Origin of the sequence: Mycobacterium gordonae (assembly GCF_017086405.1) — a bacterium.
Lineage (GTDB): Bacteria > Actinomycetota > Actinomycetes > Mycobacteriales > Mycobacteriaceae > Mycobacterium > Mycobacterium gordonae_D.
The window spans coordinates 1,685,554-1,705,626 of the sequence record NZ_CP070973.1 but is presented as its reverse complement, the minus strand read 5'-3'; the positions used below and the strand labels follow the sequence as shown (position 1 = coordinate 1,705,626).

Here is a 20,073-nt window from a genome sequence, read left to right as displayed (position 1 = left end):
GATTTGCCGGACCTCGCGGGGCCGCGTGGACGATTTGGGTCAGACATCGGTAGTCGGATTCAAAGAATTTGCTGATCACAAATCCACGGCGAAGCCGAGTTGCCGATGCCAGGTGGACACCGGATACACCCCGTCTGTTCATGCCGGTCCGTTTGCCTGAGCGCACCGGCTAAGAGGAGTTTCATGCGGAAGTTGTTGCCAAACCTGCGTTACGACGTCCCTGCGTCCCTGGTCGTCTTCCTGGTGGCGCTGCCGCTGTCGCTGGGGATCGCCATCGCCTCCGGGGCACCCCTGATGGCGGGTCTGATCGCGGCGGTCAGCGGAGGTCTCATCGCCGGCTCGATCGGTGGCTCGGTGTTACAGGTCAGCGGGCCGGCCGCCGGCCTGACGGTGGTCGTGGCCGAGCTGATCGACACGTTGGGCTGGGAGATGACGTGCGTGATCACCGTCTGCGCGGGCGTGGTGCAGATATTGCTGGGCCTGGTGCGGGTAGCCCGTGCCGCGCTTGCCGTCGCTCCGGTGGTGGTGCACGCCATGCTGGCAGGTATTGGCGTCACCATCGTGCTGCAGCAGATTCACGTGCTGCTGGGCGGATCGTCGCGCAGCTCGGCATGGGCGAACATCGAGGCGCTGCCGAGTGGAATCATGAACCACGAGTTGCACGAAGTGATCGTCGGCAGCGTCGTCATCGCCATCCTGTTGCTGTGGCCTAAACTGCCGCCCAGGGTCCGGTTCATCCCGGGCGCCCTGGTGGCGATCGTGGCGGCTACCGCGCTGTCATTGCTGATAGACCTGCAGGTGGAGCGAATCCAACTGTCGGGCAACTTTTTCGAGGCCATCGGGCTACCTCAGCTGCCGCCCGCGTCGCCGGGTGGACAGCCATGGACGCAGGAGATCGGCGCCATTGCGCTCGGCGTGGTGACGGTCGCGCTGATCGCCAGCGTCGAGTCGCTGCTCTCCGCGGTCGGCATCGACAAGCTGCACAGCGGACCGCGCACCAACTTCAACCGCGAGATGCTCGGTCAGGGCAGCGCAAACGTCGTCTCCGGACTGCTCGGTGGGCTGCCGGTTACCGGCGTCATCGTGCGTAGTTCCACCAACGTCGCCGCGGGTGCCCGCACCCGCACCTCCGCAGTGCTGCACGGCCTGTGGATCCTGCTGTTCGCGTCGTTGCTCACCAATCTGGTGGAGCTCATCCCGAAGGCAGCGCTGGCCGGACTGCTCATCGTCATCGGAATCCAGCTCATCAAGCTGGCACACGTCAAGGTCGCGGTGCGCACCGGCAACTTCGTGATCTACGCGATCACGATCGTGTGCGTGGTGTTCCTGAACCTGCTGGAGGGCGTGGCCATCGGCCTCGCCATCGCCATCCTCTTTTTGCTGGTGCGCGTCGTCCGCGCGCCCATCGAGGCCCGGCCGATCGGCGGGGAGTCCAAACGGTGGCACGTGGACATCGACGGCACCCTGAGCTTCCTGCTGCTGCCCCGGCTGACCAATGTGCTGTCGACACTGCCGCCGGGCAGCGAAGTCACCCTCAATCTGGATGCCGACTACATCGATCACTCTGTCTCCGAAGCGATTTCGGACTGGAAGGCCGCCCACGAGGCGACCGGCGGATCGGTGCACATCATCGAGACCTCGCCCGCGAACCTGTCGAGCGCACACAGCAGTCCACCCAAGCGTCACTACACCGCGCGGTCGCTGCGCGAGGCACCCTGGCCGTCGCGCCGCGACGGAAACGGCGAGGGCGTCGATGCATCGATCCTCGACGGCGTCAAGCAGTATCACCGCAACGGCGTCGGGGCCCTGCACCGCCACGTGGCGGAGCTGATCGCTTCACCCAATCCGGACACCCTGTTTCTCACCTGCGCCGACTCCCGCATCCTGCCGGACACCATCACCGCCAGCCGGCCCGGCGATCTTTACATCGTCCGCAATGTGGGCAATCTGGTGCCCACCGATCCAGCCGAACGCTCGGTGGACGCGGCGCTGGACTTCGCGGTCAACCAGCTGGGCGTGAGTTCCGTTGTGGTCTGCGGACATTCGTCATGCCGCGCGATGCAGGCGGTGCTGGACGGCGACGCCGGCGTGGCGGACCGCCCGATCGGACACTGGCTGCAGTACGCGGCGGAGAGTCTGGCCGCGCACCGGGACAACCATCCCGCCCGGGTGAGCAGCACCTCCAACGGCTTCACCTTCAGCGAACTCGACCAGCTGTCGATCGTGAACGTCGCCGTACAGATCGAGCGACTCACCCGGAATCCGATCCTGGCCCCGCTGGTGGCGTCCGGGCAGCTGCAAGTCGTCGGCATATTCTTCGATTTCGCAACGGTGTTCGTGCACGAGGTGGACGAGCACGGGATCGTGCACGCGACGCAACCAATTCGGGAAGCGGCGGTCTCAGCCGTTCGGTAGGCGCACGACCTGCACGAAGAATTCGTCGATCTGCCGGACCGCATTCATGAACTGGTCCAGGTCAACCGGCTTGGTGACGTAGGCGTTGGCGTGCAGCTTGTAGCTGCGCAGAATGTCTTCCTCGGCCGAGGAGGTGGTGAGCACGACCACCGGGATGCGACTCAGCTCGGGGTCGGACTTGATCTTCTCCAGCAGGTGCCGGCCGTCGTACTTCGGCAGGTTGAGGTCGAGCAGGATCAGGTCCGGCCGCGGCGCGTGTTCATAGGCGCCCCGCCGGTACAGGTAGTTCAGGCCTTCTTCACCGTCGTGCGCGACATGCAGCCTGTTGTTGAGCTTGTTGTGCTCGAAAGCCTCTCGGGTGATCAGCTCGTCGCCGGGATCGTCTTCGACAAGCAGGATGTCGATTGCGCGGCCGGGTGATGTCATCCGTCTGCTCCTTCTGGAATGGCCTCGGCGTCAGGTTCAGCGGCCGGTTCAGTGTCGGGTTCAGCAATGGGTAACGTGAATTCGAAACGCGTTCCATCGGTATAAGAGGTGTCGATCCACACGGTCCCGCCGTGGTGTTCGACGATCTTCTTGCACATCGCAAGCCCCAGCCCGGTACCACCATAGGTGTCCCGGCCGTGCAAGCGCTGGAAGATGATGAAGACCTTACCGACGAACTCCTCCGGGATGCCGATGCCGTTGTCGGACACGCTGAACACCCAGCTGCCGTCGTGCTCGGCGACACCGCGGCGGCAGGCGATGACGACGTGCGGCGCCCGGTCCTCGCGCCGGAATTTCACCGCATTGCCGATGAGGTTCTGCCACAGCATGGCCAGCAGCGTCGGGTCGCCGAAGATCTGCGGGAGCGGTTGGGTGGGGCGATCGATCTGTGCCCCGGATTCCTCAATCGCCGCAGTCAGGTTCGCGACGGCCGTGTCCAGGACGGTGTCGAGTTCGACCTTGGTGTATTTCGTGTTCAACCGGCCGACTCTGGAGAAGCTGAGCAGATCGTTGATCAGCACCTGCATGCGCTTGGCGCCATCGACGGCGAAATCGATGTATTGAATACCCCGTTCGTCGAGCTGGTCGCCGTAGCGCTTCTCCAGCAGCTGACAGAACGACGCCACCTTGCGCAACGGCTCCTGCAGATCGTGGGACGCCACGTAAGCGAACTGTTCGAGCTCGGCGTTGGATCTGCGCAGCTCGGCCGCCTGCTCATCCAGTTGCTCCTGCGCAGTCTGCGAGGCCTCGAGTTCGGCCACGATCCGCTGCCGCATGTTCTCCACGTCGACGGCGATGCCCCGGATGTCCGCAGGCCGGCGCGGGGGCTCGATGCTGTCGTGGAAGTGGCCGTCGGTGATCTGGCGGCACGCCGCGGCCAGCGTGGCCAGCGGACGGGTCACCGCACGCTGCACCAGGAACCCCAACAGGCCAGCCGTGGCGACGAAAATCAGCACCATGGCGGCCAGCGCCCGGTCGCGCCAGCCGTTCATGTGCAGCAGCCGGGCGGCTGCGGTCACCCGGGCCGCCGTGAGATGGTCGTTCTGCGTGGTGAAAAGCTGCCGTATGTAATCGAATTGGGCTTTGCCCAAGGCCGCCGTCGCGCCCGGCACCACGGTGGGGGTGTTCGGGGTCACGCGCGCGATCAGCGGCTCTGCGTAGTCTCGGCGCCAGTTGGCAGCGGCGGCCTCGATGGCATCTAGGTCTGCCGCCAGGTCGGGGCGCTTGGCCAGCCGTTCCCGAAGATCTTGCGCCGCTACCTGTTCGGCGGCCACTCCCTCGTAGTACGGACCGAGGAACTGCCGGTCGGCCGAGATCAGGTAACCCCGCAGGCCCGTTTCCTGATCACGCAGTGCCGACTGCAACTGATACGCCGACACGCGCGCCGGCTGGATGTTGTCTCTGAGCTGGCGTGCCAGCTCGTCGGTGCGATCCAACAGCACCGCACCGACCAAAGCGCCGAGCAGGACCAGCAACCCCATCGTGGACAGCACCAGAGCCAGCCATCCCCGGACGGTGAGGCGCTTTTTCGGCAGGGAACCCGAGGCGTCCGTTCTCACAGGCGGCCGGTCCGCTCCACCCGCACCACCGCGATGTCGTCGGTGAGCCCGCCCTGTGGCTGGGCCAGCTCCTGAGCCCCGTCGATCAGCGCGTCGACGAACGCCGCACCGGCCAACCCCGCGTGCCCACGTGCCAGCGCGAGCAGCCCGTCTTCGCCGAGCCGTCTGCTACCGCGGCCCGCGTACCCCTCGAAGAGTCCGTCGGTCAGCAGGAGCAACCCGTGACCGGCCGGCACGTCCAGCTGGTGTTGCGGCCAGTCACTGCCCCGCAGTCCCAGCGCCGGACCGTAGGGAGGCTCGATCCACTCCACCGAACCCGGTCCGTGCAGCAACATCCCCGGGTGACCCGCCCGGATGGCGGTAACCGGGCCCTGTGCCGGGATCGCCAGGCTCAGCACGGTCGCGAAGACGCCGTGCTCGGCACGTTCGGCGTGCAGCACCCGGTCCAGCTGACGCATCTGCTCCACCCCATGAATACCGGCGAATGTCAGTGTGCGCCAAGCGATCCGCAATGCCGCGCCGAGCGCAGCCTCGTCCGGACCGTGTCCGGCGACGTCGCCGATCAGCACGTGGGTGACCCGGTCGGTCGTTTGCACCACGTCGTAGAAGTCACCGCACAACAGGGCGTTCTCCCGGCTCGGCCGGTACCGGGCGACGATGTCGACGCCGGGGTCGTCTAGCAACAGCGGGGAAGGCAACAGGCCGCGTTCGAGCAGCGCGTTCTCCCGGGCCCGAAGCTGGCTGGCCTGCAGGTCGGCGGCGATCAACTCGGCGCGCTTGCGCTCGATCGCATAGAACAGCGCCCGCCGCAGCATCTCGGGTTCGACGCGGCCCTTGACCAGATAGTCCTGCGCACCGGCGGCCACCGCGGAGGCGCCGAAGTATTCGTCGTTGAGACCCGTCAGCACGACGATCGGCACGGTGGCGTCGCTCTTGAGGATGCGGTCCAATGCGTCGATGCCGTTAGCGTCGGGCAGATTGAGATCGAGCAGGACGCAGTCGGGACGGGCGCAGGCGAGCTGGCGTTCGGCGTGCTCGAGGGATCGCGCCCACACCACCTCGATGTCGGCGACGGTGTCGGCGATCAGTTCCTCGACGAGCACGGCGTCGGCGCGGTCGTCCTCCACCAACAGCAACGACAACGACTGCCAACTCGCCGCCGGTTCTACCGGACCAGCCACCGTCATGAAAGACCTGTCATTCTCGGGTGCGCGGGCGCGATCGCGTCGATCACCTCACACCCCCCTTGGGCAGTGGAAACGTCTGAGCGGCACGACAGCGAGACGGCGACGGTGAATACACCGACACCGGCCCTGCGCGTTCATTGCCACCCGGACTGGCTGCTCAATCGCGGGGACTTGGTCGTCAGCTGGATACTAGGCGCTTGGACTGGGGTTTTCTGCCCAGTTGAAGAAACTGCATCTTTTGTGCCGTGTCGCTGTCAGCGCAGCAACGCCCTCGACATCACCACGCGCTGGATCTGGTTGGTGCCCTCGTAGATCTGGGTGATCTTGGCGTCGCGCATCATCCGCTCCACCGGGAAGTCGACGGTGTAGCCGGCGCCGCCGAACAGCTGCACCGCGTCGGTGGTGACTTCCATGGCCACGTCCGAGGCCAGGCACTTCGACGCCGCGGAGATGAACCCCAGGTTCCCCTCACCCCGCTCGGCGCGTGCGGCCGCGGAGTAGACCATCAACCGCGCCGCCTCAACCTTCATCGCCATGTCGGCGATCATGAACTGCACCGCCTGGAAGTCGCTGATCGACTGGCCGAACTGTTTGCGGTCCTTGGTGTAGGCGATCGCCGCGTCCAGTGCGCCCTGGGCGATGCCGACGGCCTGGGCGCCGATGGTCGGGCGGGTGTGGTCCAAGGTGGCCAACGCCGTCTTGAAGCCGGTGCCGGGGTCGCCGATCATCCGGTCGCCCGGGATCCGGCAGTCCTCGAAATACAGCTCCGTGGTGGGCGAACCCTTGATGCCCAGCTTGCGCTCCTTGGGACCGACGGTGAAGCCCTCGTCGTCGATGTGCACCATGAACGCCGAGATGCCGTTGGCGCCTTTGTCCGGGTCGGTCACCGCCATCACGGTGTACCAGGAGGACTTGCCGCCGTTGGTGATCCACGCCTTGGCGCCGTTGAGGATCCAGGCGTCGCCGTCGGCCTTGGCCCGGGTGCGCATAGAGGCGGCGTCCGATCCCGCCTCGCGCTCGCTCAGTGCGTAGGAGGCCATCGCGGAACCGTCCGCGATCGAGGGCAGCACCTGCTTCTTCAGCTCGTCGGACCCGCGCAGGATCAGACCCATGGTGCCCAGCTTGTTGACCGCGGGGATCAGCGAGGCCGAGGCGTCGACACGGGCGACCTCCTCGATGACGATGCAGGCCGCCACCGAATCCGCGCCCTGGCCCCCGTATTCCTCGGGGACGTGCACAGCGTTGAAGCCGGACGTGTTCAGCGCCTGCAGGGCTTCCTCGGGGAAGCGGGAATTCTCGTCCACGTCGGCGGCGTGCGGCGCGATCTCCTTTTCCGCCAGCGCGCGGATCGCGGCCCGCAACTCCTGGTGCTCCTCGGGCAACTGGAACAAATCGAACGACGCGTCTCCGGCCCAACCAGCCATCTTCGCCAGCCTCCTCTTTCCTATTCGCGGGTTAACTTACCCGCAAGTCGCTGCAGTTCCGCATCCTTGGCCCGCACGGTCTCGGCCAGCTGATTCTGGAACGCGACGAGGCGCGCCCGTAGTTCCGGGTCCGACGATCCCAGCATCCGCACCGCCAGCAGGCCGGCGTTGCGGGCCCCGCCGATCGACACCGTGGCGACCGGAACACCGGCCGGCATCTGCACGATCGACAGCAGGGAATCCAGGCCGTCGAGCCGGGCCAACGGTACCGGCACGCCGATCACCGGCAGCGGCGTCGCCGAGGCCACCATCCCCGGCAAGTGCGCCGCGCCGCCCGCCCCGGCGATGATCACCTCGATGCCCCGCCCGGCGGCTTCACGTGCGTAGTCGAACATCACATCGGGAGTGCGGTGCGCAGAGACCACCCGGACCTCGAAGGTGACGTCGAACTCGGCCAGCGCCACCGCGGCGTCCTGCATCACCGTCCAGTCGCTGTCGCTGCCCATGATCACGCCGACCCGGGGATTAGTCACCCGGGGATTAGTCACCCGGGGATTAGTCATGGTCATGTGGATCCCATCCATCCGTCCATTGCCCGTGGGACAGCCAGTGTGCGGCCAGCCCAGCCCGCTGGCGCAGCTCGGCGAGGTCCTGCGGCCCGTCCGCGTGCGTGCCGAGGAAGTTGATGTGCCCGACCTTGCGGCCGGGGCGTTCGGTCTTGCCGTAGAGGTGCACGCGCGCGTCGGGCATCCGGGCGAACAGGTGGTGCAGGCGTTCGTCGATGCCCATCTCCGGGGTCTGCGCCGCGCCCAGCACGTTGGCCATCACCGTCACCGGCACGGTGGCGTCGGTGTCGCCCAGCGGGTAGTCCAGCACCGCGCGCAGGTGCTGCTCGAACTGGCTGGTGCGGGAGCCGTCCATGGTCCAGTGCCCGGAATTGTGCGGACGCATCGCGAGTTCGTTGACGACCAGCGCTCCCGAGGTTGTCTCGAACAACTCGACCGCCAGCACCCCGACCACGCCCAGCTCCGCGGCCAGCCGCAGCCCGAGCTGCTGGGCCTCGGCCGCCACGTCCGCCGTCAGATCCGGCGCCGGCGCGATCACCTGCACGCAGATGCCGTTCTCCTGGACCGTTTCCACCACTGGCCACACCGCGCCCTGGCCGAACGGCGAGCGGGCGACCAGCGCCGAGAGTTCGCGACGCAGCGACACCCGCTCCTCGACCAGCACCGACACCCCGCCGGCCAGGTAGTCGGCGGCGATGTCGCGGGCGTGGGCAAGATCACGCGCCATTTGCACGCCCCGGCCGTCGTAACCGCCGCGGGCCGCTTTGACCACCAGCGGTCCGCCGACCTCCGCCGCGAACCCGTCCAGGTCCCCGAGAGCGTCCGGGTCTTCGATGCCGAGGTAGCGCGGCACCGGAGCGCCGAGCGCCGCCAGGCGCCGCCGCATGACCAGCTTGTCCTGTGCGTGCACCAGCGCTTCCGGCGGCGGCAGCACGTTGACGCCCTCGGCGACCAGTTTCTCCAGCAGCTCGGTGGGCACGTGCTCGTGATCGAACGTGAGCGCCGTGGCACCCGCGGCGACGCGGCGCAGGTCTTCCAGATCGGTGTGCGAGCCGACCACCACGTCCGGGCTGACCTGCGCGGCCGGCTCGTCGGTGGTGTTAGCCAGCACGCGTAAGCTCTGCCCCAGTGCGATGGCGGCCTGATGGGTCATCCGGGCTAGCTGCCCACCGCCGACCATGGCTACCAGCGGGGTACGTGGTCTCGGCACGGCAATCATGTTGTCATGGCGCCTGACCGGCGTGTTTTCCGGCTCTCGTGCCAAATCGTTATGTACCATTTTGCGCCGAATTCGAGATCATCCGTAGACTGGCGTGCTGTGTCCTTTGCCGATGCCACAATTGCGCGCCTCCCCGGGGTGGTTCAACCCTTTGCGATGCGCCACCACGAGCTGATCAAATTTGCCATCGTCGGCGGCACCACATTCATCATTGACTCGGCGATTTTCTATACGCTAAAGCTCACAATTCTCGAACCCAAGCCGGTCACCGCGAAGGTGATCGCCGGGATCGTGGCGGTCATCGCCTCCTACGTGCTGAACCGGGAATGGAGCTTCCGGGACCGTGGTGGCCGTGAGCGCCATCACGAAGCCTTGCTGTTCTTCGCGTTCAGCGGCGTGGGCGTGCTGTTGAGCATGGCGCCGCTGTGGTTCTCCAGCTACGTGCTGCAACTGCGGGTGCCCAACGTGTCCCTGACGATGGAGAACCTGGCCGACTTCCTGTCGGCCTACATCATCGGGAACCTGCTGCAGATGGCCTTCCGGTTCTGGGCGTTCCGGCGCTGGGTGTTCCCCGACCAGTTCGCGCGCAACCCGGACAAGGCGCTGGAATCGGCGCTGACGGCCGGTGGGATCGCCGAGGTCTTCGAGGACGAGTTGGAAGGCGGGAACGTCACGCTGCTCAAGTCGTGGCGCAACCGGCGCGGCAAGGGCACCGGCCGCCTGGCGGGGCCCGGGTCAGCTCAGCTGGGCGACTCCTCCGAGCCCAGGGTGTCGAAAACTTCGTGATACAGCAGCGCGTGCACCTCGCGTAGCCGCGGAATGTTGTAGAACTCCAACGGGTCCTGGGACGCCGATTCGATGATCAGCGTCCCGGTGCGGAACATCCGCTCGAAGATCTTGTCCCGGAACTCCACGCTGTTGATCCGCGCCAACGGGATGTCGATGCCGCTGCGGGTCAGCACGCCGTGCCGGTACATCACCCGCCGGTTGGTGACCACGAAATGTGTGGTCAGCCAGGTCAGGAACGGCCACACCGTCAGCCAGCCGACGATGATCAGCCAGATCCCCCAAACGACGCCCTGCAAGATGTTCTTGGTGAGCTGCGCCCACTGCGTCGAGTTCACGAAGCCCGACCCGAGCGCCGCGAAGCCCGTCGCCAACAGCAACGCCAGGACCGGCAGGATCAGCCGCTTCCAGTGTGGGTGGCGATGAATGACGACCTGTTCGCCGGCGGCCAGCGCGTTGTCCGGATAGCTCATGTCGCGCGAGATTACCGCAGATGCACCACGTCACCGGCGGATATCACGACGGTCTCGCCGGACTTGGCGGCGTCGCTGTCCCAGGTTTCCAAGATCAGCCGGCCCTGGTCGTCGATGTCGCGCGCGATACCGGTGACCTGCCGGCCGCCGGGGAGTTCGGCGCGCACCCGCGAGCCCAGGGTCAGGCTGCGGGCGCGGTAGTCGCTGGCCAGCTGGGGGTCGGCGCCGTCGGCGGCGCGCCAGCCGGTGATCCGCTCCCCTAGTTCGCGCAGAATCCGGCAGATGAGAACGTCGCGGCCGGGCTGCGCGACGCCCTCGTCACGCAGGGAAGTCGCCCCGGGCACGCCCGGCGGCGCGGCGGTGACGTTGAGACCCAACCCGATCACCGCGAACGGTCGGGCGACCTCGGCGAGCACGCCGGCCAGTTTGCCGTGCCCGGCCAGCAGGTCGTTGGGCCACTTCAGACCGGCTTCGACGGTGGTGGCGGTGGCCACCGCGTCGGCCACCGCCAGGCCGGTGGCCAGTGACAACCAACCCCAGCCGGCGGTGGGAACGTCGTCCACCCGCACGCCAACCGACAGGGTGATCTGTTCCCCGGGGGACACCCATTGGCGGTCGTGGCGCCCGCGCCCGGCGGTCTGGTGCTCGGCGATCAATACCTGGCCGTCGATGTCGGTACCGGACGCGGCGCGCGCGAGCAGGTCGGCGTTGGTGGAGCCGGTCTGCGCGACGACGTCCAGTCGCTGCCAATAGGAAGCGTCGCCGATCACGTGGGTGCGCAGTGCCGCCTCGTCGAGCGGGGTGAGCTGATCACTCATTTGCCCAGCTTAGAGACCGGCTAGCTCGCAGGTACGCAACCAGGCCTTCGAACGATGCCATCTTGGGCGGCGGGCGGTCGGTAGCATGCACGCGATGCACAAGAGAATTCAGGGATTTGCCTGATGGCGACCGAACTGGAGTTGGAGCTGGAGGCGTTGGGCCGGTTGCGTCCAGCGCTGGGGACACTGGGCGGGTTGCTTAGGATGGCGGCTCAAGCACCGCACGCCGGCACAAACCCCGACGCTGCCACAGACTCGCCATCACTGGTCGCGGCCAGGTCGGTCAGCGGTGAGACGATCCCCTCCTTGCAGATGACGGTTGCCGACCGATTCATCGGGGTCGGTGACCTGATCGAGGCGGCACGACGTCAGTTCGCCCGGTCAGACGGCGATCTCAGCACGGTCATCACCAGCGCGGGAGATCTGCTGGCCGGCCGCTAACCCGCGGACCGCTTGTAGCAACGATTGCCGGCCCCACATCGCGACGGGAAGTTCGCTGCGGCGATGGTGACTCTTGGTCAGATCAATGCCGCCAATCCACAGGCGGTGCTGACCATGATCAATTCGTGGAAGACATCCGCCAAGGAGATGCGCGACCACGCCGGCACTTACCGCGACCTAGTGACCCTGCCGGGCGGGCAGCCCTGGTCAGGCCGCACGCGAGATGCCACGGTGACGATGGCGGGCAGAGACTAAAGCGCTATCGACCAGGTGCACGATGCCATCAATGCGATGGCTGACGCCGCGGCGACCGGGATGGGCGCGGTTATCAGCAATCTCGGCGCGGTACGTGACTTGATTGCTCAGGCAACGTCCGCTGGGTTTCAGGTCAACGACGACCTGTCAGTCACACGGGTGGTTTCCAGCGATCCCTCGGTGTGTCAACTATTTCCGCGAGGCCGATGTCGATTCCGATGACTAGCGCCGACCCGGCCCGGTCAAGCCGACCGAACGGGCTATGGCGGGTCCCAGGTCGTGCGCCGACAGCGAGTAGATGTCGACGACGTCCTGGCCAGTCCGTTGCGAAGCCAGGAAACCCGATTCTCCGGCGCGAAGCGCCAGCAAACGCGTATCCGGAAGGTCTCCGGACCTGTGGTGCACCCGGCACTCCACCCAGATATCAGCAGACCTCAGCGCCTCTATCCACGCCGCAAAGATGCGCAGGTCGCCATGACTGAATCGCTCCGCTAGAGGCTGAGTGCCAGCACCAGAAGGTCGTTCGCCGGAAGCTGGACGCAGCGGGCGAACGGATAGGGCAACTGCCCGTGGCCTTGCAGATCGCACAACGCAGCGAGGTCGGCAAGACTTATGCTTCCCACCAACTGCTGCCCATCCCCCCGACATCGGATGAAACCCCCGATTCCGTCGACCAATACACACGACACCATTTGAGCGCCACCGGAGAATGCTCGCATGCGACGCAAGCCATCGATCAGCTCGGCGAGCGCCCCGCGATAGGTGCTGAGGCCCCGCGCGCCAGCATGTCCCGCACAGCCAGGTAACTGAACACCATGCTGGTGCCGATCGGGTTGCCGCCGCCCGGGTACACGAGACCGCTGGGTGCGGCCATGGTGTTGCCGGCCGCATACAGGCCCGGGATGGGATGGCCGGCCGTGTCGAGCACCCGTGCTGCGGTATCCGTAAGCAATCCGCCCTTGGTGCCCAGATCCGAGATGCCGAACGCCGCGGCGTGAAACGGCGGCGTGTCGAGTGGCACCAACGGTGAGGCGCCACCGGAGAACGCCCGGTCGAACGCCTCATCGCCGCGACCGAAATCCTCGTCGACGCCGGTGGCGGCGAAGTCGTTGAAGCGCGCCACCGTCGCCGCCAGCCGGTCCCCGGGCACGCCGATCTTGGCGGCCAGCTCCTCCAGCGTGTCCGCGGTGTGCCACAACCCGGCGTCGACGTACTTCTCGGTCGCGACGATCGAGACGTTGGCCGCCTTGACCGGCGGGCGCTCGCCCTCTTTGTCGTCGTAGATCATCCAGTAGGGCAGGGTGAGGGAGCCGTCCTGCAGCTGGGCGATGATTTCGCGGCCGGCCCGGTCATAAGCCCGGGACTCGTTGACGAACCGGTCGCCGTCCTGGTTGACGAAGATGCCGCCGGTAAACCAGAGCGCGAAGGCGGAGCGGCCGTCCGGGTGAGTCATGCCCGGCGACCACCACGCCTGGTCGAGCAGATCGGTGTCCGCCCCGGCCGCGATGCCCGCCTGCAGCGCTGCGCCAAGGCTGCCCGGTCCGCCCATGGTGTCGCGTGCGACGCCGGGAACGCCGTACCGCTGGCGCAGATCGTCGTTGTTCTCGAAACCGCCGGCGGCCAGCAACACCCCGCGGCGGGCGCGGATGGCCGTGCGGGTGCCCGCGCTCTCGACGATGGCACCCTGGACCGCGCCGTCGGCGACAACCAGCTCGACCAGTGTCGTGTCGCGGCGCAGCGCCGCATTGGGGTATTGGCCGATGGCTTTGAGGAACCGGGCGATCAGCGCCCGGCCACCGATGTAGTAGTCGGGCGGGGTGGGCGACCCGAGGCGGTCGGTGTCCAGCGGCCCCCGGATCGCGTCGCGCAGTTCCGGCGCGGCGGCCACCCTCAGCGGCTTGGCCGCGATGTGCCGCTGGCCGTCCAGGCGCGCCTTCGGCGCCTTGCCGTAATAGTCGGGCCAGGGCAGCGGCACGAACTTCAGGTCAGGATCCTGCTCCAGATATTCGATCAGCGGCGCGCCGCCGCGGACGAAGGTTTCCTGCAGCTCGCGCGGCGTCCTCTCGCCGACCACCGCGTGGTAGTAGGTGAGCGCGTCCTCGATGGTGTCGTCTGTGCCGGCGCGCTGCAGCACCGGGTTGCACGGACACCACACGCCGCCGCCGCCGGAGTAGGCGGTGGTGCCCCCGAACCGCTCGGTCGCCTCGATCAGCAGCACGTCGAGGCCTTCGCGGGCGGCGGTGTAGGCGCCGGTGACACCCCCGCCGCCGGACCCGGCGACCAGGACATCGTGTTCCTCTGACCAGTCCACCGCCGCGTGGTCGCCCATGAGCGGAGACTACTTAAGGGCTCATTAAGGGCCGGGGCAGGGCTGCCGATAACATCGACTCCCATGACAAGCGTTGCCGACCACACGGCCGAACCCGCTGCCGAGCACACCATCGACATCCACACCACAGCGGGCAAACTCGCCGAACTGCACAAGCGCCGGGAAGAGTCGCTGCATCCGGTCGGTGAGGCCGCCGTGGACAAGGTGCATGCCAAGGGCAAGCTGACGGCCCGCGAGCGCATCACCGCGCTGCTCGACGAGGACTCATTCGTCGAGCTGGACGCGCTGGCCAAACACCGCAGCACCAACTTCGGGCTGGAGAAGAACCGTCCCGTCGGCGACGGCGTGGTGACCGGCTACGGCACCATCGACGGCCGCGATGTCTGTATCTTCAGCCAGGACGCCACCGTGTTCGGCGGCAGCCTCGGTGAGGTCTACGGCGAGAAGATCGTCAAGGTGCAGGAACTGGCCATCAAGACCGGCCGGCCCCTGATCGGCATCAACGACGGCGCCGGCGCGCGCATCCAGGAGGGCGTCGTCTCCCTGGGTCTGTACAGCCGGATCTTCCGCAACAACATCCTGGCTTCGGGCGTCATCCCGCAGATCTCGCTGATCATGGGCGCCGCGGCCGGCGGGCACGTCTACTCCCCCGCGCTGACCGACTTCGTCATCATGGTCGACCAGACCAGCCAGATGTTCATCACCGGTCCCGACGTCATCAAGACCGTCACCGGCGAGGACGTCACCATGGAGGAACTCGGCGGCGCCCACACGCACATGGCCAAGTCGGGCACCCTGCACTACGTCGCCTCCGGCGAGCAGGACGCTTTCGACTGGGTGCGCGACCTGCTGAGCTACCTGCCGCCCAACAACGCCACCGACGCCCCGCGTGAGCCGTTCCCCGTTCCGGTCGGGGCGATCGAGGACAACCTCACCGACGAGGACATCGAGCTGGACACGCTGATCCCGGACTCGCCCAACCAGCCCTACGACATCCACGAGGTGATCACCCGGATCCTCGACGACGACGAGTTCCTGGAGATCCAGGCGGGTTACGCCCAGAACATCGTGGTCGGGTTCGGACGCGTCGACGGCCGCCCGGTCGGACTGGTCGCCAACCAGCCCACCCAGTTCGCGGGCTGCCTGGACATCAACGCCTCGGAGAAGGCCGCCCGGTTCGTCCGGACCTGCGACTGCTTCAACATCCCGATCGTCATGCTGGTGGACGTGCCGGGCTTCCTGCCGGGCACGGGTCAGGAATACAACGGCATCATCCGGCGCGGCGCCAAGCTGCTGTACGCCTACGGCGAGGCCACCGTTCCGAAGATCACCGTCATCACCCGCAAGGCATACGGCGGCGCCTACTGCGTCATGGGTTCCAAGGACATGGGCTGCGACGTCAACCTGGCTTGGCCCACGGCGCAGATCGCGGTGATGGGCGCCTCCGGTGCGGTCGGTTTCGTCTACCGGCAGCAGTTGGCCGAGGCGGCGAAAAACGGCGAAGACGTGGACGCGCTGCGGTTGCAGTTGCAGCAGGAGTACGAGGACACGCTGGTCAACCCCTACATCGCTGCCGAGCGTGGTTACGTCGACGCGGTGATCCCGCCGTCGCACACCCGCGGCTACATCGGGACGGCGCTGCGCTTGCTGGAACGCAAGATCGCGCAGACCCCGCCCAAGAAGCACGGGAACATTCCGCTGTGAGCGAGGTGAGCGAAGTGAGCGAAGTGAGCGAAGACAGCGACGTGAGCGAAGCCGTCGAGACGCATTCACCGCACCCGCACGAGCCGCACCTCCGGGTCCTGCGGGGGCACCCCACCGACCGGGAGCTGGCGGCGCTGGTCGCGGTGCTGGGCACCATCGGCCACGCGCCGGAGCCGGCCCCGCCCGAGCCCAGCCGATGGGGGTTGCCGGTGGACAAGTTGCGCTACCCGATGCACAGCTGGCAGCGCATCACCCTGCAGGAAATGACGCACATGCGGCAATGACGCGGCTGGTGCTCGCGTCGGCCTCCTCGGGCCGGCTCAAGGTGCTCCGTCAGGCGGGCGTCGAACCGCTGGTGCGGGTCTCCGGCGTCGACGAGGACGGGCTCATTGCGGCGTTGGGCCCCGGCGCCGCGCCCGACGAGGTGGTGCGAAACCTCGCCCGCGCCAAGGCAGAACACGTGACGGCTATGCTCGACGAGCGCGACGTGACCGCGAATTGCGTTGTGCTGGGCTGCGATTCGATGCTGTACCGGGACGGTCAGTTGTGCGGCAAACCGGAGTCGACCGACGATGCGCGCCGGCAGTGGCGGTCGATGGCCGGACGGTCCGGGCAATTGCACACCGGGCACTGCCTGATTCAGCTCCGCGACCACGGCGTCGTCCGCATGGAGACTGAAACATCGATTACCACAGTGCATTTCGGCACCCCGACGGATGCCGACCTGGAAGCCTATCTGGCCAGCGGCGAACCGTTGCGGGTCGCCGGGGCGTTCACGCTGGACGGCCTTGGCGGCTGGTTCATCGACGGCGTCGACGGCGACCCGTCGACGGTGATCGGGGTGAGCCTGCCGCTGCTGCGCTCGCTGCTGGCGCGCTGTGGGCTGTCGGTCGCCGACGTGTGGGCAGCAAACGCTGGGTGACGTGGTGGCCAAACCGCTAATCGTCCGCGACGTGGGGTAGCACGTAGGGGACAATCGGCACCTGGGCGGTGTAGTTGCTCGTTCGGCACCAGATTGGGGGTAGCCGCGCCATACTGACTCAAGGACCGCGGCGAAGCCCTTTCGGGGCCCACCCATCGGTCTTGCAGCCCAGGAGGGAGTGCATGAATTCGCCAGGCCAGGCAGACCCAACCCATCGGCTCGGCAGCCACCAACTCCCGCGCGCCGAGGATGAGCTGAGGGCAGATGAGGTTGGTTGCCAGATGCGGGGCTCCTTGGTGGCGGCCTGTGTCGGTCTGGATTCGAGCGGTCGCGTGGTGGAGTGGAACCGTGCCGCGGCCACGCTGCTCGGCTGGACCTCGGAGGAAGCAATCGGTCAGCCGCTGACAGCGCTTACGGGGGGCGTCGACGAGCACCGCGATGGGGCGTTGCACGAGCTGCTGCGGTACGTGGAAACCGGTCAGCCACCGGTCGTCGGCAACGTCGCCGTGCGCACAATGCGCCGCAAGGACGGCACCGAACTACCCGTCGAAATTTTCGTCGCGGCGGTCCGGTCCGGTCCGAGTGTGACGTTGCATGCGCTTCTTCGCGACATGACCGCGGTATCTGAGGGTCGGGCGATTCAGCGTGCAACCGAGACGCTGTTCGAGGCCGTGTTTGATCACGCACCGATCGGGATTGCCGTGATCGGCCTCGACGGCAGCTTCAAGAGGGCCAATCAGGCGCTGTGCCGGATCACCGGATACACCGAGCAGGAACTGACTCAACTCACTTTTCAGGACATCACATTTCCCGATGATCTCGACTCCGACCTGCACGAAGCCACCCGGCTGCTGCGCGGTGAGATCACCAGCTATCAAATGGACAAGCGCTACTACGCCAAGGACGGACACCTCATTTGGATCCGCCTCTCGGGTTCGATGGTGCGCGACTCCGATGGTCAGCCCCTGCACTTCATCGCCCACATCGAGGACATCTCGGCTCGTAAACGCGACGAAGAACTGCTCAGGCAGCAGGCAACTCGCGATCCCCTGACCGGGGTGCTCAATCGCGCGCGATTCGCCGAGGAACTGGCCCGTTACGGTGCGTTGCTCAGTCGGCACGGTTGCGGGGACGAGGCGGCGGTGCTCATGATTGACCTCGACGGCCTCAAGCGGACTAACGACGAGTACGGCCATGCGGTAGGCGACAGCTACATCAAAAGCGTGGCCCAGATCATCAGCCGCCAACTACGTCTGTCCGACGTGTTTGCCCGCATCGGTGGCGACGAATTCGCCGCACTACTGCCAAACACCTCCGCCGAGAAGGCTCAACAACTCGCCCGCACTCTCGTTCAGCAGGTGCGAACCCACTCCTTGGGAAGCGTCACCATCGGTCTGAGCATGATCGCCCGCGGACAACTGGGCAGCGACGCCCTGCAACGCGCGGACCAAGCTATGTACCAGGCGAAACAACAAGGGGGCGGATGTATTTGCGGGCCCTGATGTCACGCACTTGGGGGGGTGCGCGAGAAGAACGGATCGACCGCCATAGCCTCACCGCATGACCACCTGGACAGAGTTCGTCACCGCGGCGCCGCGGATCGCCGACACCTTCATCCGTCGTCACCGCGCCGCGCGCAATCTGTGCATGCTGGCCACCCTGCGCGCGGACGGCTTCCCGCGGATCAGCCCGATGGAGCCCCGGATTTTCGAGGACGTCTTGTGGATCTCGGGAATGGAGGACACCACGAAATACCGCGATCTGCGGCGTGATCCCCGGTTGTGCCTGCATACCGCCACCGTGGACACCGAGGTCAAAGATGGCGATGCGAAGTTGTTCGGACGGGCCTACGTGGTCCCGTATGGCGATCAGCACCGGCGCTTTGCCGACGCCTTGTTCGAGGACATCGGACTCGACCTGCGCGGCCGGCCGTTCGACCTCATCGGCGTCGACATCGCCGGAGCCTCGGCTGTCCACGTCAGCGACGACCATCTGGACATCACGATCTGGAAGCCAGGCCAGGCCGAACGGGTGGTGCGTAAGCACTGAGTAGGCTTTGAGGCGTGCCGCTTCCTCCCGATCCCAGCCCCACCCTGCAGGCCTACGCCCATCCCGAGCGGCTGGTGACGGCCGATTGGCTGTCCGCCCACCTGGGCTCCCCCGGCCTGGCGATCGTCGAATCCGATGAGGACGTGTTGCTTTACGACGTCGGCCACATTCCCGGAGCCGTCAAGATCGACTGGCACACCGACTTGAACGACCCCCGCGTGCGCGACTACATCAGCGGCGAACAGTTCGCGGCGCTGATGGACAGCAAAGGCATCGCCCGCGACGACACCGTGGTGATCTACGGGGACAAGAGCAACTGGTGGGCCGCCTACGCCCTGTGGGTGTTCACCTTGTTCGGCCATCCCGATGTCCGGCTACTCAACGGCGGACGCGACCTGTGGATGTCCGAGCGACGCGACACCACGCTGGAGGTGCCGCACCACAGCTCCTCCGGCTACCCAGTCGTGCAGCGCAACGACGCACCGATCCGCGCCTACAAGGACGACGTGCTGGCGGCCCTGGGCAGCCAGCCGCTGATCGATGTGCGCTCCCCCGAGGAATACACCGGCAAGCGCACCCACATGCCCGACTATCCCGAGGAGGGCGCGCTGCGGGCCGGCCACATTCCCACCGCGCACTCCATCCCGTGGGGCAAGGCAGCCGACGAGAGCGGGCGCTTCCGCGGCCGCGAAGAATTGGAACGGCTCTATGACTTTGTGAGACCGGAGGACGCGACCATCGTCTACTGCCGCATCGGTGAGCGGTCCAGCCACACCTGGTTCGTGCTGACGCACCTGCTGGGCAAGCCGGACGTGCGCAACTACGACGGCTCGTGGACCGAATGGGGCAACACCGTGCGGGTGCCGATCGTCGCGGGGTCCGACCCCGGAGCCGTCACCGGCTGATGAGCATGCCGGCGCCCCTGGCGGACGTGGTGTCCGACTTCGCCGAGGTCCAGGGCCAGGACAAGTTGCAGTTGTTGTTGGAGTTCGCCAACGAGCTACCGGCGCTGCCCGCTGACCTGGCCGAGGCGGCGATGGAGCCGGTGCCCGAGTGCCAGTCGCCGCTGTTTCTGCATGTCGACGCCAGCGACCCGCAGCGGGTGCGGCTGCACTTCAGCGCTCCGGCCGAAGCACCCACCACCCGTGGTTTCGCCGCCATTTTGGCGGCCGGACTCGACGAGCAACCCGCCGCCGCGATCCTGGCGGTGCCCGAGGATTTCTACACGGAGCTGGGTCTGGCCGCTCTGATCAGCCCACTTCGGCTGCGCGGGATGTCGGCGATGCTGACCCGGATCAAGAGACGCCTGCGCGACGCGGCCTGAAGGGGGGAACCGCGTGACCGGCCCCGCGGCGCGCCGCCTAAACTTCCCCGATAAGACTTGTAAGAGATTCTCTTAATGAGAAATTTTTCGCGAAACGAAGTAGACGTCGATACAGG

General features: G+C 66.7%; 22 protein-coding genes. 11 read left to right on the top strand and 11 right to left on the bottom strand.

The annotated features are described in order from the left end of the window. The first annotated feature begins 183 nt into the window (after positions 1–183). Positions 184–2,415 carry a SulP family inorganic anion transporter gene (locus JX552_RS07240; RefSeq protein ID WP_205876723.1) on the top strand — a complete coding sequence of 744 codons (2,232 nt, stop codon included), beginning with the start codon at positions 184–186 and terminating at the stop codon, positions 2,413–2,415. Here the strand turns inward: JX552_RS07240 and JX552_RS07235 are convergent. From JX552_RS07235 to JX552_RS07210, 6 genes are all read right to left on the bottom strand, one after another. Further along, positions 2,401–2,841: a response regulator gene (locus JX552_RS07235; RefSeq protein WP_205876722.1), complete on the bottom strand. Its 441-nt coding sequence runs from the start codon at positions 2,839–2,841 to the stop codon at positions 2,401–2,403. The genes JX552_RS07240 and JX552_RS07235 overlap by 15 nt on opposite strands. After that, entirely contained in the window at positions 2,838–4,382 is a 1,545-nt protein-coding gene (locus tag JX552_RS07230) for a sensor histidine kinase (protein WP_205878294.1), read from the bottom strand. Before JX552_RS07230 ends, JX552_RS07235 begins: the two co-directional genes overlap by 4 nt. 74 nt (positions 4,383–4,456) lie before the next feature. Next, on the bottom strand, positions 4,457–5,647 hold the full coding sequence (locus tag JX552_RS07225; protein ID WP_205876721.1) for a PP2C family protein-serine/threonine phosphatase: 1,191 nt from the start codon (positions 5,645–5,647) through the stop codon (positions 4,457–4,459). Between the two features lie 254 nt (positions 5,648–5,901). Continuing rightward, on the bottom strand, positions 5,902–7,071 hold the full coding sequence (locus JX552_RS07220) for an acyl-CoA dehydrogenase (RefSeq protein WP_205876720.1): 1,170 nt from the start codon (positions 7,069–7,071) through the stop codon (positions 5,902–5,904). 20 nt (positions 7,072–7,091) lie between these two features. Next, positions 7,092–7,634, bottom strand: coding sequence for a 5-(carboxyamino)imidazole ribonucleotide mutase (gene purE / locus JX552_RS07215; RefSeq protein WP_205878293.1), 543 nt, complete (start codon positions 7,632–7,634; stop codon positions 7,092–7,094). After that, positions 7,627–8,856 carry a 5-(carboxyamino)imidazole ribonucleotide synthase gene (locus JX552_RS07210; protein WP_205876719.1) on the bottom strand — a complete coding sequence of 410 codons (1,230 nt, stop codon included), beginning with the start codon at positions 8,854–8,856 and terminating at the stop codon, positions 7,627–7,629. Before JX552_RS07210 ends, purE begins: the two co-directional genes overlap by 8 nt. Positions 8,857–8,955: 99 nt before the next feature. Here JX552_RS07210 and JX552_RS07205 point away from each other — a divergent pair, with 99 nt between their 5' ends. Continuing rightward, positions 8,956–9,642 (top strand): GtrA family protein, encoded by a 687-nt coding sequence (locus JX552_RS07205; RefSeq protein ID WP_205878292.1) that lies wholly within the window; start codon positions 8,956–8,958, stop codon positions 9,640–9,642. On the opposite strand, the gene JX552_RS07200 is transcribed toward JX552_RS07205, so the two are convergent. Further along, a complete protein-coding gene (locus tag JX552_RS07200; protein WP_205876718.1) occupies positions 9,597–10,115 on the bottom strand; it encodes a PH domain-containing protein in 519 nt (172 codons plus the stop codon). The genes JX552_RS07205 and JX552_RS07200 overlap by 46 nt on opposite strands. A gap of 11 nt (positions 10,116–10,126) precedes the next feature. Further along, on the bottom strand, positions 10,127–10,933 hold the full coding sequence (locus tag JX552_RS07195; RefSeq protein ID WP_205876717.1) for a biotin--[acetyl-CoA-carboxylase] ligase: 807 nt from the start codon (positions 10,931–10,933) through the stop codon (positions 10,127–10,129). Positions 10,934–11,056: 123 nt separating this feature from the next. Here JX552_RS07195 and JX552_RS07190 point away from each other — a divergent pair, with 123 nt between their 5' ends. After that, positions 11,057–11,374 carry a hypothetical protein gene (locus tag JX552_RS07190; RefSeq protein ID WP_205876716.1) on the top strand — a complete coding sequence of 106 codons (318 nt, stop codon included), beginning with the start codon at positions 11,057–11,059 and terminating at the stop codon, positions 11,372–11,374. A 63-nt stretch (positions 11,375–11,437) separates the two neighbouring features. Further along, positions 11,438–11,629 carry a hypothetical protein gene (locus JX552_RS07185; protein ID WP_205876715.1) on the top strand — a complete coding sequence of 64 codons (192 nt, stop codon included), beginning with the start codon at positions 11,438–11,440 and terminating at the stop codon, positions 11,627–11,629. Positions 11,630–11,851: 222 nt separating this feature from the next. On the opposite strand, the gene JX552_RS34015 is transcribed toward JX552_RS07185, so the two are convergent. The 3 genes from JX552_RS34015 to JX552_RS07175 all read right to left on the bottom strand — a co-directional run bounded on the left by JX552_RS34015 (position 11,852) and on the right by JX552_RS07175 (position 13,958). After that, positions 11,852–12,076: an ESX secretion-associated protein EspG gene (locus tag JX552_RS34015; protein WP_431195964.1), complete on the bottom strand. Its 225-nt coding sequence runs from the start codon at positions 12,074–12,076 to the stop codon at positions 11,852–11,854. Positions 12,077–12,120: 44 nt separating this feature from the next. Beyond that, positions 12,121–12,252: a hypothetical protein gene (locus JX552_RS33225; RefSeq protein ID WP_277396044.1), complete on the bottom strand. Its 132-nt coding sequence runs from the start codon at positions 12,250–12,252 to the stop codon at positions 12,121–12,123. 113 nt (positions 12,253–12,365) lie between these two features. Beyond that, positions 12,366–13,958 (bottom strand): FAD-binding protein, encoded by a 1,593-nt coding sequence (locus JX552_RS07175; protein ID WP_205876713.1) that lies wholly within the window; start codon positions 13,956–13,958, stop codon positions 12,366–12,368. Between the two features lie 63 nt (positions 13,959–14,021). Here JX552_RS07175 and JX552_RS07170 point away from each other — a divergent pair, with 63 nt between their 5' ends. From JX552_RS07170 to JX552_RS07140, 7 genes are all read left to right on the top strand, one after another. After that, the gene (locus JX552_RS07170; protein ID WP_205876712.1) at positions 14,022–15,662 is read left to right on the top strand and encodes an acyl-CoA carboxylase subunit beta; all 1,641 of its coding nucleotides are present in this window, start codon (positions 14,022–14,024) and stop codon (positions 15,660–15,662) included. Continuing rightward, complete coding sequence (locus JX552_RS07165) at positions 15,659–15,946, top strand: acyl-CoA carboxylase subunit epsilon (protein ID WP_205876711.1); 288 nt, start codon at positions 15,659–15,661, stop codon at positions 15,944–15,946. The genes JX552_RS07170 and JX552_RS07165 overlap by 4 nt, the downstream gene beginning before the upstream one ends. Beyond that, a complete protein-coding gene (locus tag JX552_RS07160; RefSeq protein ID WP_205876710.1) occupies positions 15,943–16,584 on the top strand; it encodes a Maf family protein in 642 nt (213 codons plus the stop codon). The genes JX552_RS07165 and JX552_RS07160 overlap by 4 nt, the downstream gene beginning before the upstream one ends. Positions 16,585–16,865: 281 nt before the next feature. Beyond that, positions 16,866–18,086, top strand: coding sequence for a sensor domain-containing diguanylate cyclase (locus JX552_RS07155; RefSeq protein WP_241010939.1), 1,221 nt, complete (start codon positions 16,866–16,868; stop codon positions 18,084–18,086). Positions 18,087–18,144: 58 nt separating this feature from the next. Beyond that, positions 18,145–18,633, top strand: coding sequence for a pyridoxamine 5'-phosphate oxidase family protein (locus JX552_RS07150; protein WP_205876709.1), 489 nt, complete (start codon positions 18,145–18,147; stop codon positions 18,631–18,633). Positions 18,634–18,647: 14 nt separating this feature from the next. Continuing rightward, positions 18,648–19,538, top strand: a complete 891-nt coding sequence (locus tag JX552_RS07145) for a sulfurtransferase (protein WP_205876708.1) — start codon at positions 18,648–18,650, stop codon at positions 19,536–19,538. Further along, positions 19,538–19,957 carry a SufE family protein gene (locus JX552_RS07140; RefSeq protein WP_205876707.1) on the top strand — a complete coding sequence of 140 codons (420 nt, stop codon included), beginning with the start codon at positions 19,538–19,540 and terminating at the stop codon, positions 19,955–19,957. Before JX552_RS07145 ends, JX552_RS07140 begins: the two co-directional genes overlap by 1 nt. Positions 19,958–20,073 lie beyond the last annotated feature (116 nt).